The 12,907-nt window shown below is 62.3% G+C and carries 9 protein-coding genes; 6 read left to right on the top strand and 3 right to left on the bottom strand.

What is annotated here, in order from left to right; translation table 11 throughout:
* Window positions 1-55: 55 nt before the first annotated feature.
* From ABV589_RS26820 to ABV589_RS26810, 3 genes are all read right to left on the bottom strand, one after another.
* The gene (locus tag ABV589_RS26820) at window positions 56-2,689 is read right to left on the bottom strand and encodes an excinuclease ABC subunit UvrA (RefSeq protein WP_367084327.1); all 2,634 of its coding nucleotides are present in this window, start codon (window positions 2,687-2,689) and stop codon (window positions 56-58) included.
* Between the two features lie 179 nt (window positions 2,690-2,868).
* A complete protein-coding gene (locus tag ABV589_RS26815) occupies window positions 2,869-4,980 on the bottom strand; it encodes an ATP-binding protein (protein WP_367084326.1) in 2,112 nt (703 codons plus the stop codon).
* Window positions 4,981-5,114: 134 nt separating this feature from the next.
* Window positions 5,115-5,804, bottom strand: a complete 690-nt coding sequence (locus ABV589_RS26810) for a GntR family transcriptional regulator (RefSeq protein ID WP_007969663.1) — start codon at window positions 5,802-5,804, stop codon at window positions 5,115-5,117.
* A 140-nt stretch (window positions 5,805-5,944) separates the two neighbouring features.
* On the opposite strand from ABV589_RS26810, the gene ABV589_RS26805 reads away from it, so the two are divergent.
* The 6 genes from ABV589_RS26805 (at window position 5,945) to ABV589_RS26780 (ending at window position 12,896) form a co-directional block, all read left to right on the top strand.
* Window positions 5,945-7,030, top strand: coding sequence for an ABC transporter ATP-binding protein (locus tag ABV589_RS26805; RefSeq protein WP_367084325.1), 1,086 nt, complete (start codon window positions 5,945-5,947; stop codon window positions 7,028-7,030).
* Between the two features lies 1 nt (window position 7,031).
* On the top strand, window positions 7,032-7,949 hold the full coding sequence (locus tag ABV589_RS26800; protein ID WP_007969666.1) for an ABC transporter permease: 918 nt from the start codon (window positions 7,032-7,034) through the stop codon (window positions 7,947-7,949).
* Window positions 7,946-8,734 (top strand): ABC transporter permease, encoded by a 789-nt coding sequence (locus ABV589_RS26795; RefSeq protein WP_007969667.1) that lies wholly within the window; start codon window positions 7,946-7,948, stop codon window positions 8,732-8,734. Before ABV589_RS26800 ends, ABV589_RS26795 begins: the two co-directional genes overlap by 4 nt.
* Window positions 8,735-8,749: 15 nt before the next feature.
* Window positions 8,750-9,802 (top strand): extracellular solute-binding protein, encoded by a 1,053-nt coding sequence (locus tag ABV589_RS26790; protein WP_329697473.1) that lies wholly within the window; start codon window positions 8,750-8,752, stop codon window positions 9,800-9,802.
* Window positions 9,803-10,215: 413 nt separating this feature from the next.
* Window positions 10,216-11,412, top strand: a complete 1,197-nt coding sequence (locus ABV589_RS26785) for an amidohydrolase family protein (protein ID WP_367084324.1) — start codon at window positions 10,216-10,218, stop codon at window positions 11,410-11,412.
* Window positions 11,409-12,896, top strand: coding sequence for an amidohydrolase family protein (locus ABV589_RS26780; protein ID WP_367084323.1), 1,488 nt, complete (start codon window positions 11,409-11,411; stop codon window positions 12,894-12,896). Before ABV589_RS26785 ends, ABV589_RS26780 begins: the two co-directional genes overlap by 4 nt.
* The last annotated feature ends 11 nt before the right edge of the window (window positions 12,897-12,907 follow it).

Here is a 12,907-nt window from a genome sequence, read left to right as displayed (position 1 = left end):
CCTGTGCACACCACAAAATCCTGTGGGAGCGAGCCTGCTCGCGATGGGGCCGGTGCTATCGGCTCAAAGCCCGCGCCAGAAACGGTGCGGTGCGGCTCTTCTTGCTCGCTGCGACTTTCTGTGGAGTGCCGGCGGCGACGATTTTGCCGCCCTGATCTCCGGCCCCCGGGCCGATGTCGATTACCCAGTCACTCTGTGCCACCACGCGCATTTCATGTTCGACCACGATCACCGTGTGTCCGGCCGTGACCAGTGTATCCAGTTGTTCCAGCAGCCGATCGACGTCCCGCGGATGCAGCCCGGTGGTCGGTTCATCCAGCACATACAAGGTCGCGCCGCGCTGATTGCGCTGCAACTCGGTCGCCAGTTTGATCCGTTGCGCCTCGCCGCCCGACAACTCGGTGGCCGGTTGGCCGAGCCGCAGATAACCCAGGCCGATGTCACGCAGCACCTCCAGCGAGCGACGAATACCCGGTTGCTCGCCGAACACTGCAACCGCCTCTTCAACGGTCAGTTGCAGCACCTGCGCAATGCTCAGACCTTGCCACTCAATCGCCAGGGTCTGCGGGTTGTAGCGCGCGCCATGGCAGGTCGGGCACGGTGCGTACACGCTGGGCATGAACAGCAACTCGACACTGACAAAACCCTCACCCTCGCAGGTCGGGCAGCGGCCCTTGGCGACGTTGAAGGAGAACTGCCCGGCGTCATACCCCGCCGCCCGCGCCTCGGGTGTGGCGGCGAACAGTTTGCGCACGTTGTCGAACAACCCGGTGTAGGTCGCCAGGTTCGAACGCGGCGTGCGGCCAATGGGTTTCTGATCAACCTGCACGAGGCGTTTGATCGACTCCAGCCCCGCCGTCACCTGACCACTGCTGGCCTGCGGCGCGTCGTCTTCAAGACTGAGCTCTTCCGGCTCGTCCTCAACCAGCGGCCGCCCCAACTGCGCGCCGACCAGTTCCAGCAACGCCTGACTGACCAGACTCGACTTGCCCGAACCGGACACACCGGTCACCGAGGTGAAACAGCCCAGCGGAAATTCAGCGCTGAGATTGTGCAGGTTATTGCGGCTGATCCCGTCAAGTTTCAGCCACCCTGTCGGCCTGCGCGCGGTGCGGGTCTGCCGCTGGTTCTCGGCAAACAGATAAGCGCGGGTCTGCGATTCATCGATTTCTGCCAGCCCTGCCGGCGGGCCGCTGTACAACACCCGCCCACCCTTCTCGCCCGCCGCCGGGCCGACATCGATCAGCCAGTCGGCACGGCGCATGGTCTCCAGATCATGCTCGACCACAAACAGCGTATTGCCGTCGGCCTTCAGGCGCTGCAAGGCCTCGAACAACGCCTCGCCATCGGCCGGATGCAGACCGGCGGATGGCTCGTCGAGCACGTAGATCACACCGAACAGTTGCGAGCCCAATTGCGTCGCCAGGCGCAGGCGTTGCAGCTCGCCGGACGACAACGTCGGCGTGCTGCGTTCCAGTGCCAGATAACCCAGGCCCAGATCAGTCAGGGTGCTGACCCGCTCCAGCAAGTCTTCGGCAATTCGTTGCGCCGCCAGACGTTTTTCCAGCGACAGGTTCGGCGTGTGGCGCACATCCGGCGCACTGGCGTGACCGCTGCCGCCGTGGGCCACACGCTGCTGACGCGCCTCGCGGGTCTGCGCATGGCTCAGGGTTTCGCCGGTTTCCTCGGCGTGTTCCAGATAGGTTGCCGCCGCCACTGGCCGCAGTACCTCGGCCACTTGCAGCAACGGCATCTGCGACAGCTCACCGATGTCGTAACCGGCAAAGGTCACCGACAACGCTTCACGCTTGAGGCGTTTGCCGTCACACAACGGGCACGGGCTGCCAAGCATGAACTGCGAAACGCGCTTCTTCATCAGCGCACTTTGCGAATGGGTAAAGGTGTGCAGGATGTAACGCCGGGCGCCGGTGAAAGTGCCCTGATAACTCGGTTCCATCTTGCGCTTGAGGGCGACCCGGGTTTCCTCCGGGGTCAGCCCGGCGTACACCGGCACGGTCGGGGTTTCTTCGGTGAACAGAATCCAGTCACGCTGCTTTTTCGGCAGCTTCTTCCAGGGGATGTCGACGTCGATGCCCATGGTCACGAGGATGTCGCGCAGGTTCTGCCCCTGCCACGCCAGCGGCCAGGACGCCACGGCGCGTTGGCGGATGGTCAGGTTCGGATCAGGCACCATCAGCGCCTCGGTCACCTCGTAGACCCGGCCCAGACCGTGGCACTCCGGGCACGCGCCCTGGGGGGTGTTCGGCGAGAAATCCTCGGCGTACAGCATCGGTTGCCCCGGCGGATAACTGCCGGCGCGGGAATAGAGCATGCGAATCAGGCTCGACAAGGTGGTCACGCTGCCGACCGACGAGCGCGTGCTCGGCGTACCGCGCTGCTGTTGCAGGGCCACGGCGGGCGGCAGGCCTTCGATGGAATCGACGTCCGGCACGCCGACCTGATCGATCAGCCGCCGCGCATACGGCGCCACCGACTCGAAATAACGCCGCTGGGCTTCGGCGTACAACGTTGAAAAGGCCAGCGACGACTTGCCCGAACCCGAAACCCCGGTGAACACCACCAGCGCGTCGCGAGGGATATCGACATCGACACTCTTCAGATTGTGTTCCCGGGCGCCACGCACCCGAACCATGCCGGCGGGTGCTTTGGAATTACGCTTGGAAGTCATTGGCGGGCCTTGATCGGAAAATGTAAGTCGAACCCAAAACCTGTGGCGAGGGAGCTTGCTCCCGCTGGGCTGCGAAGCGGCCCCAAATCCAGACGAATCAACCCGGCAAGTAAACCGCGGTTTCCGGGTTTACGACTGCTGCGCAGCCGAGCGGGAGCAAGCTCCCTCGCCACAGGGAATCAGGCACTGAGCACCGAGCGAATCATCTGCAACAACGCCTCCGGGCCATACGGTTTGCCGAGCAAGTGCGTGTCCGGACTCAACTGGTGGTTGCGTGAAATGATGTCGCGGGTGTGGCCCGAGGTGAACAGCACCGCCACCGGCGGCGTCTGCACTTTGGCCCAGGCTGCCAGATCGGAGCTCTTGATCAACCCTGGCATCACCACGTCGGTGAAAATCAGATCCACGTCCATACCTTCCAGCAACATCTGCATCGCCACGTCACCGTTGCCCGCGGTCAGTACGCGATAACCTTCTTCGCGCAGCAACTCTACCGCCGAGGCGCGCACGGCGTCGTTGTCCTCTACCACCAGAATGGTCTCGTGGCCGCCCCCCTGTTGCGGGTCGACGCTTGGCGCTTCATCGAGAACCGGACGCAGGCTGCGCGGAAAGTACAGTTGCACCCGTGTGCCCTCGCCCACGGTACTGTCGATCTCGACGTGGCCGCCGCTCTGTTTGACGAAACCGAACACCATGCTCAAACCGAGCCCGGTGCCCTGGCCGTCGGCCTTGGTGGTGAAAAATGGCTCGAACACCTGCTCAAGCATTTGTGGCGCAATGCCGACGCCGGAATCGCTGACCATCACTCGCACGAAATCGCCGGCAACGATGCCTTTGCCCGCGCAGAAATTGCTGTCCAGCCGGGTATTGAGGGCGCTGAGGACAATCGTGCCCTCGCCCTTCATCGCATCCCGGGCGTTGATCGCCAGATTGAGAATGGCGTTTTCCAGTTGATTGCGGTCGACGTTGATGTGCCACGGTTCCTGCGGCAACTGCACATCAATCTGAATGGTCTCGCCCAACGCACGCTGGAGCAATTCGCCGACACCATCGAAGATCTGCCGTGGATCGCACACCGCCGGCGACAAGGGCTGACGCCGGGCAAAAGCAAGCAATTGCGACGACAGTTTGGCCCCGCGCTCGACCGCCGCCAGCGACGCGCTGACCCGGCGTTGCACGTTGGCGTTGTCCGGCTCATGCCGCGCCAGCAAGTGCAGGTTGCCGGCGATCACCTGCAGCAGGTTGTTGAAGTCGTGGGCCACGCCGCCGGTCAGGCCGCCGATGGCTTCAAGCTTCTGCGACTGGCGCAGTTGCTCTTCCGCCGCCAGCCGCGCGCCCACCTCATCAGCTACCCGTTGTTCAAGGTTGCGGGTGAATTTGAGCAGGGATTCTTCAGCGTTCTTGCGCTCGTGGATGTCGATCAACACGCCGGGGAAACGAAACGCTGCGCCGTGTTCGTCGAACTCGCAGGCGCCATTGGCCAGCACCCACAGGTAGCTGCCGTCCGCGCGTCGCACGCGGTACTCGGCGTTGTACGGCTCGCCGGTCTGCACCGAATGGCTGACCCGATCATGCACCCACGCCAGATCGTCCGGGTGGATCCGCGCTTCGCAGTAGGACTGCGGCAGATTGCTCAAATCCTGATCCGGTGGATACGAAAACGTGCGGGCGAAACGCTCATCCGCCGACAGCACATTGTGCTTCACGTCCCAGACAAACGAGCCAAGCAAGGCCCCGGCATTCAGCGCCAGCCGTACCCGCTCATTGTCAGCGCGATAGGCATCTTCAGCGGCCTGACGCAAACGTTCCGAATGCATGAATTCGGTCGTCTCGACCACCATCGCCATCACCCCGGCGGGCACGCCGTCATCGTTGGCCACCGGGCTGTAATACAGATCCATCCAGACGTCTTCGGGCACGCCATCGCGCAGCAGCACCAGTTCCTTGTTGCGGTAGGACAAGGTGCCGCCCGCCAGGCAGGTGTCCACCACATGCCGGTTGAAATCGGCGACTTCCGGCCAGCCCAGTTCCACCGGCGAGCCCAGCAGATACGGGTGGCGGCCACCGGCAAACTGCGAGTAGGCATCGTTGTAGATCATGTAGCCGGCACGGCCCCAGAGCATGACCATCGGCAACGGCGACGCCAGCATCAATTGCACCGCGCTGCACAGGCTCGCAGGCCAGTTCTGCAGCGGGCCGAGTTCGGTATCGCGCCAGTCGAACGCACGAATACGCCCGGCCATCTCGCCTTTCCAGCCGTCACACCCGTGACTTTCGGATAAAAACTGCATCGATTGACTCGGCGTCCTGTGGTGTCTGTCCGATAAATCGCAACGCTTGACGAACGCGGCGCCCGTCTGTTTCGAGCGCCACCGACCGCATTGGTTTCATTGAAGGTATAGCCGATTTCACGCCGCGGCCGGGGTCAGACCCCGATCAGGTGTTTGAGCGGATGGTAGCCAGTTTTCATCTTCGCTGCGACGTCGAGAATGGCCTTTTCAATGCCGTTCAGGTGCATGCAGGTCAATTCGATGGCGGCACTCTGGTTGCCCGCTTCGATGTACTCGATCAGCCGCAGGTGCTCGTCGTCCCGGCAGGCTTCGTGGCTGTCGTCATCCAGCGCGGCGGCGTACAGCGAAGCACGGGAAATCAGTTTCTGGAACCAGTCGAGCAGCACCGGGTTATTGAGGCTGCGCGCCAGTTTGATGTGGAACTCGCCGAGCAGATGGATCAGCCGTTCATGGTCGCCAGCGGCGTGGGCCTCGTCTTCCAGCAACAGATGCTCGCGCAGGTCTTGCATCGCGGCGGTGTCCTTGCGCCGGCACAGCTCGGTGACGATGCCGATCTCGATCAGGCGCCGGGTTTCGAACAGCGAACGGATCTCTTCATTGCTCGGCAATGACACCGATGCACCTTTATTGGGCTCGGTGGTGACCAGTCCGTCGGCCTCCAGTTGCTTGAGCGCGGCACGCACCGACGTACGGCTGACATTGAACAATTCGGCCAACGAGGCCTCGCCCAGCTTCATCCCCGGACGCAGCGAACGCTTGCTGATCGCCTCGTAAACCCCTTGGTAGACGCGGTCGACCGTGGTTTCCAGTTTTTTCTCGGTCATTGCAACACTCCTTTAGCGTCAGGCAACCGACCCCTGGCGATGACTGGCCATGGAAAAAGGGGGTTGCATACGCAGATTAATCCGGGTATTTCTAAATTGCATTCAGATATTGCATACAATAATTAGAGGATTGCACCATTATGGGTCAACCAATAGCAATTGAAGTGCGCAACGTCTCCAAACGGTACTCCGAGGACCCTGGCCTCGCGCCGGCCCTGGACAATGTGTCGGTGAATATCGCCGATAACGAGTTCTTCACCCTGCTCGGCCCTTCGGGCTGCGGCAAAACCACCCTGCTGCGCACCATCGCCGGTTTCGAACACGTCAGTGAAGGCGAGATTCGCCTGGCTGGCGAGCCGGTCAATGATCTGCCGCCGTTCAAGCGCCGGGTCAACACGGTGTTCCAGAGTTACGCACTGTTTCCGCACATGAGTGTCGCGCAGAATATCGCCTTCGGCCTCGAGATGCAGGGTCTTGATCGCAAGTTGATTCCGGATCGGGTCAACGAAATGCTCGCATTGGTGCAGATGGAGCACCTGGCCGGGCGCAAACCGGCTGAACTGTCCGGTGGTCAGCAACAGCGCGTGGCTCTGGCCCGGGCGTTGGCGCCGAAACCCAAAGTTCTGCTGCTGGATGAACCGCTGTCGGCGCTGGACTTGAAGCTGCGCAAGGAAATGCAGGTCGAACTCAAGCGCGTACAGAAGGAAGCCGGGATCACCTTCATTTTCGTCACCCACGATCAGGAAGAAGCGCTGACCCTGTCCGACCGCATTGCGGTGATGTCCGCCGGCAAGATCCTGCAGATCGGCACCCCGACCGACATCTACGAACAGCCCAGACACCGTTTCGTCGCGCAATTCATCGGCGACATCAACTTCCTTCCCGGTCAGCTCAAGTACGGCGCGCACAACGAAAAACTCTTCGTGCCCAATGGCATGCCGATCGAAATTCCGTGTCAGCAACAGAGCTTTGCCGGCAGCAGCGTGCAACTGGCGTTCCGTCCGGAGCGTTCGCAACTGGTGGATGCCAGCCAGCCGCATCACCTGCGCGGCGTCATCGAGGCGGTGCTGTATGTCGGCACCGCCACGCTGTACCAGTGCCGGTTGAACAACGACGTCAAAGTCATGCTGCGCGAAAACAACGAAGGCCTGAACCGTGGTCGTGCCGTCGGCGAGCGTGTCGCCGTGCACCTGCCGCCGCACGCCTGCCTGTTGATGGAGGCCTGAGATGAGCGTCAGCAGCACTTCCCCCGCTCTGAACCGGGCGCTGTTGCTCAGCCCGGTGGTGTTGACCCTGCTCGCCCTGATCGCCATCCCACTGGGGATCATGGGTTACATCAGCCTGCTGCCGCGCAACACCTACGGCGGCGTTGACTGGCAGGCGCAATGGCAATTGCAAAGTTACGTGCAGCTGTTTTTTCAGGAGGGCTTCGACGGTGAACTGGAGCTGAACTGGGTCTACGCCCAGGCGCTGTTGCGCTCGGTGTTGCAGGCCGGTGGCACCACGGTGCTGTGTTTCCTGTTCGGCTTTCCGGTGGCGTTGTGGATGTCGAGCCTGACCCCGCGTCGGCGCAATCTGATGGTGCTGCTGATCACCATCCCGTTCTGGACCAACCTGCTGATCCGCAACTACGCGTGGCTGATCATCCTGCGCGAACAGGGCTGGGTCGCCCAGAGCCTCAACGCACTGTTCCCGAGCGCCGGCGGCATCACCCTGCTCTACAACGACTTCGCGGTCAGTGTCGGACTGGTTTACAGCTTTCTGCCGTTCATGATTCTGCCGATCTACTCGACCCTGGAAAAACTCGACTGGCGTCTGGTGGAAGCCGCGTATGACCTGGGCGCCAACCGCTGGCACGCACTGCGGCGGATCATCCTGCCGCTGTCGATGCCCGGAGTGATCGCCGGAGCGCTTCTGGTGTTTGTGCCGAGCCTCGGCGCGTTCATCACCCCGGCGATTCTCGGTGGTGGCAAGACGCTGATGATCGGCAACCTGATCCAGCAGCAATTCGGCACAGCACGCAACTGGCCGCTGGGCAGTTCGCTGTCGTTCCTGCTGCTGGGGATTTTGCTGTTGTCACTGGTGCTCTACGCCCTCTATAGCCGCAGCGCGGCGAAAACCCTCAATCGAGGAGCGCAAGCATGATCTCTCTGCACCTGAAAAAACTCCCGGCGACCCGGGAAATCAGCCTGCTGATCCTCGCCTATCTGTACCTGCCGATCCTGGTGTTGATCGTCTACAGCTTCAACGCCAACCGCTCGGCGACGGTGTGGACCGAGTTCTCCTTCGCCTGGTACGGACGGATTCTGGCCAACCCGTCGATCCAGACCGCAGCGCTGAATTCGATCATTGTCGCCACCCTCGCCACCGTGTGCGCCACGGCGATTGCCCTGCTCGCGGCACTGGCGACCTACCGACCGTTCTACGGGCAGAAAATGGTCGAAGGCGGGATCAACCTGCCGCTGATCCTGCCGGAGATCGTCACCGCCGTAGCGACCTTGCTGCTGTTCATGGCGCTGGGGATCAAGCTCGGGTTGCTGACGGTGATCGTCGCGCACATCGGCTTCTGCATTCCCTTCGCTTACCTGCCGATCCGTGCCCGCCTCAACGATCTGGACAAGAGCCTGCTGGAGGCGGCCAACGATCTATACGCCAATCCGTGGCAGGTGTTCCGCCGCGTGACCTTGCCGCTGCTGTGGCCGGCGGTGTTGTCCGGTTCGGTGCTGGCGTTCGTGGTCAGCCTCGACGATTTCATCATGACCTTCTTCGTCGCCGGGCCCGGTTCGACCACGTTGCCGGTGTACATCTTTTCGGCGATCAAGGCCGGGGTAACGCCCGAGATCAACGCGATCTCGACCCTGATGCTGGTGATTTCCATCGTCCTCGTGGTGCTGGCCTTCTGGCTGGGGCAACGCGGCAAACAACCATAAACCTGGAGCGCTCTCATGAAAGTCAAAAGCCTGCGTCTGGCCGTATCCGGTCTGGCCCTGAGTTGTTTCGCCGCGTTCGGCGCCCACGCCGCTGAACCCAAGGAATTGTTTTTCTATAACTGGACCGATTATTACCCGGTGGATCTGCTGGCCAAGTTCGAAAAGGAGACCGGGATCAAGGTCACCATGGACGGCTACGACAGCAACGAAACCCTGCTCGCCAAGTTGCAGGCCGGCGGCGCTGCGTATGACGTGATCGTGCCGTCGCAGTCGATCATGCAAACCCTGATCAAGCAGGATCTGTTGCTGGAAATCGACACGCCGACCCTGAGCAATTTCCAGTACGTCAAAGGCCCGTTCCGCGATCCGAGCTTCGACCCGGGTCGCAAGTTCTCGGCGCCGTATCTGTGGGGCACCACCGGTTTCTCCTACGACAGTGCGCGGGTGCCCGGCGGCAAACTGGATGATTCGTGGAAAGAGTTCTTCGAACCGCGCAAGGAACTGCAAGGCCAGCTCGCCGCCCTCGATACCTCCAGCAGCGTGATCAACGCCGCCAGTCATTACCTGAACGTCGACGAGTGCACGGAAAACCCGCAGGACGCCAAGCGCATCCTCGAACTGCTGCAAAAGCAGAAACCGTTCCTGAAGATGTACAGCTCCGACAACACCGTCGACCGCATGGCCTCGGGCGAGGTGATCATGATGCAGAACTGGAACGGCTCCACTGCCCGCGCGACCTTGCAGAAGAACACCATCAAGTACGTCTATCCGCGTGAAGGCGTGGCGATGTTTCAGGACAACTTCGCCGTGCCGAAAAGCGCGCCGCACCCGGGCAACGCGAAGATCTTCATCGACTGGATGATGAAACCGGAAAACGCTGCCGCCGTGTCCAACGCTATCGCCTACGCCAACGGCATTCAGAGCGACCAGTTGCTCGACCCGAAGTGGAAGGTCATGGACGCCATCAACATGCCCGAGGAATACGCCTCGCGCCTGCGCCCGGAAAAGGAATGCAGCAACAAGTCGCGCGAGCTGCAGGACCGGATCTGGTCGAAGCTCAAGGGCTGACTTATTTCGCTTGAGACCGCAGCGCGGCCTTCGCTGGCAAGCCAGCTCCCACAAGGACCTGTGTCGTTCACAGAAATTGAGCACACCCTTGAACCTGTGGGAGCTGGCTTGCCAGCGAAGAGGCCCGCACAGACACCACTGAAACCGAGGTGCAGCCATCGCTGGCAAGCCAGCTCCCACAAGAACCTGTGTCGTTCACAGAAATTGAGCACTCCCTTGAACCTGTGGGAGCTGGCTTGCCAGCGAAGAGGCCCGCACAGACACCACTGAAACCGAGGTGCAGCCATCGCTGGCAAGCCAGCTCCCACAAGAACCTGTGTCGTTCACAGAAATTGAGCACTCCCTTGAACCTGTGGGAGCTGGCTTGCCAGCGAAGAGGCCCGCACAGACACCACTGAAACCGAGGTAAACCAATGACCCAGCCACAATGGCTCAGAAACATCCGCCCCTACGGCGCCCCCGCCGAAGACCTGCTGATCGAAAACGGCCGGTTCGCCCAACGCCGTCCGGCCTCGAACAGCCCGTTGGCCGCCACCGACATCAATGGTCAGAACCAGTTGCTCACCGCACCACTGGTGGAAAGCCACGTCCACCTCGACAAGACCCTCTACGGCCAGCCATGGCGCCCGAACAGCGCCGGCCCGACGCTCAAGGACTACATCAGCAACGAACGCCGCGTGCTGCGCGAAGTCCAGGCACCGATTGCCGAACGCGCCGGTGCCCTGCTGGAAAACTGCATCGCCCGCGGCTCGCTGACGATGCGCTGTCACGTCGACATCGACCCCGAATTCGGCCTGCGCCACGTCGAAGCCATGCTGCATCTACGCGAACGCTACAAGGACCTGATCGACCTGCAACTGGTGGTGTTCCCGCAGACCGGGCTGATCAGCCGCCCCGGCACCGCCGAACTGATGCGCGAAGCCATGGCCCTGGGCGTGGAAAACGTCGGCGGCCTCGACCCCTGCGGCATCGACAACGACCCGATTGCGCAGCTGGATTTCGTGTTCAGACTGGCCGCCGAGTTCGGCCGTGGCGTCGACATTCACCTGCACGACAAAGGTGAACTGGGCCTGTGGCAAATCGCGCGAATCGCCGAATACACCGAGCGATTCAACCTGCAGCACCGGGTGATGATCAGCCACGCCTACTGCCTGGGCATGCTGCCGTGGAGCCAGGTCAAACCGGTGGCGGAACGCCTTGCGACTCTGGGCATTTCGCTGATGAGTTCGGCGCCGGCCGACACCGCCGTGCCACCGTTTCTGGCGTTACGCGAAGCCGGCGTCAACGTGTGTCTCGGCTCCGACGGCATTCGTGATGCGTGGTCGCCAATGGGCAACGGTGACATGCTCGAGCGGGCAATGCTGCTGGCGTTTCGTTTCGATCTGGCCAAGGACGATGAACTGGCGGCGGCGTTCGAAGCGGCCACGGTCAATGGCGCTGTTGCGCTGGGGATCAACGATTACGGCTTCGACCTGGGGCGACCAGCAGACTTTCTGCTGTTGCCGGTCGAGACCCTTGGCGAGGCCGTGGTGGCGCGGCCGGTGCGTCAGGTTTATCGCGGCGGTGTGTTGATCGCCAGCGGTGGTCGTCTGCTGGACAGTCGCCTGTGAAACGCATCGGCTTGCGCGCCAGTTGCGTGGTCGGCTTCGACGGTAGGCAGCACGTGCTGTGGCGTGACGGCGAAGTGGTGTTCGCCGGCTCGCGGATCGAATTCGTCGGGCGCGGCTATCAGGGGCCGGTGGATCAGTGGATCGACTACGGCAATGCGCTGATCGGCCCCGGCTTCATCGATCTGGACGCGTTGGGGGATCTGGACTCCACCGTGCTGACCCTCGACAACGGCGACGAGCGCAGCATGGGCCGCATGTGGTCCGCCGAGTATCTGGCTGCTGGCTCGCGTGAGACCTACAGCCCCGAAGAAGAAATCTTCAAATACCGCTACGCCTTCACTCAGTTGATCCGCAACGGCATCACCACGGCGATGCCGATCACCTCGATGTACTACCGCGAGTGGGCCGAGACCTACGCCGAATTTGCCGCCATCGCAGGCGTTGCCGGCGCACTCGGCCTGCGTACCTACCTCGGGCCTTGCTACATGAGCGGCATGAGCTACTGGTGCGCCGACGGCACACTCGCCCATCACTGGGATGAAGAACGAGGTCTGGCCGGGCTTGCGGCGGCTGAACGCTTCTTCAAGGATTTCGACGGTGCCCACAACGGCTTGATTCGCGGCGCGCTGTTGCCCGATCGCATCCAGACCTGCACCCCGGCGCTGCTGCAACGCACCTCGGCGTTGAGTCGCGAGCTGCATGCGCCAATGCGCCTGCATTGCTGCCAGGCGCAGAGCGAAGTGGCGATGGTCGAACAGTTGCGCGGCGTTTCACCACTGGGCTGGCTGCAGCAGCTGGACTTGCTGACGCCGCGCAGCCTGTTGCCCCACGGCATCTACACCCGTGGTGACGACGATCTGCAACGGGTGATCGACGGTGGCGCCAGCCTGGTGCATTGCCCGTTGGTGTTCGCCCGGGATGGCGAGGCGCTGAACTCGTTCGGGCGTTATCGGGCCAAGGGCATCAACTTCGCCCTCGGCACCGACACCTGGCCGGCGGACTTGCTGGACAACATGCGCCACGGTTTGAACATCGCCCGGCTGATGGAAGGTGACGCTTCGCTGACCAGCAGCCTCGATCTGTACAACGCCGCCACCCTTGGCGGCGCCAGGGCATTGGGCCGCGATGACCTCGGACGTCTGGCCCCCGGCGCCAAGGCGGACATCACCGTGTTCAGCCTGCGCGGCCTGCATCTGGGGCCGCTGTTCGATCCCTTGAAAAACCTGCTGCTGGCCGGACGCGGCGACGATTGCATCGCCAGTTACATCGACGGTCGCTGCGTGATGCACGACGGTCAGGTCAACGGCGTCGACTACCCCGCCCTGCAACGTCAGGCCCAGCGCCAATACGAAAAACTCATGCGCAGCCACAGCGAGCGGGCCTTTGCCCGCCCGGACTGGAAGACCCTGTTCCAGCCGGCCATCCCGTTCGCTGACGACTACAGCGCCGAAGCGCCGTTGAGCGCAATTGATCCACTTGTTTAGAGATATCTGCC

The organism is Pseudomonas sp. HOU2 (assembly GCF_040729435.1).
GTDB lineage: Bacteria > Pseudomonadota > Gammaproteobacteria > Pseudomonadales > Pseudomonadaceae > Aquipseudomonas.
The sequence above is the reverse complement of the archived record's forward strand: the minus strand, read 5'-3'. Positions and strand labels throughout refer to the sequence as shown.

Bases quoted from the DNA above. Each gene is read 5' to 3' on its own strand.
- ABV589_RS26820 (WP_367084327.1), bottom strand. From the start codon at position 2,689: ATGACTTCCAAGCGTAATTCCAAAGCACCCGCCGGCATGGTTCGGGTG.
- ABV589_RS26815 (WP_367084326.1), bottom strand. From the start codon at position 4,980: ATGCAGTTTTTATCCGAAAGTCACGGGTGTGACGGCTGGAAAGGCGAG.
- ABV589_RS26810 (WP_007969663.1), bottom strand. From the start codon at position 5,804: ATGACCGAGAAAAAACTGGAAACCACGGTCGACCGCGTCTACCAAGGG.
- ABV589_RS26805 (WP_367084325.1), top strand. From the start codon at position 5,945: ATGGGTCAACCAATAGCAATTGAAGTGCGCAACGTCTCCAAACGGTAC.
- ABV589_RS26800 (WP_007969666.1), top strand. From the start codon at position 7,032: ATGAGCGTCAGCAGCACTTCCCCCGCTCTGAACCGGGCGCTGTTGCTC.
- ABV589_RS26795 (WP_007969667.1), top strand. From the start codon at position 7,946: ATGATCTCTCTGCACCTGAAAAAACTCCCGGCGACCCGGGAAATCAGC.
- ABV589_RS26790 (WP_329697473.1), top strand. From the start codon at position 8,750: ATGAAAGTCAAAAGCCTGCGTCTGGCCGTATCCGGTCTGGCCCTGAGT.
- ABV589_RS26785 (WP_367084324.1), top strand. From the start codon at position 10,216: ATGACCCAGCCACAATGGCTCAGAAACATCCGCCCCTACGGCGCCCCC.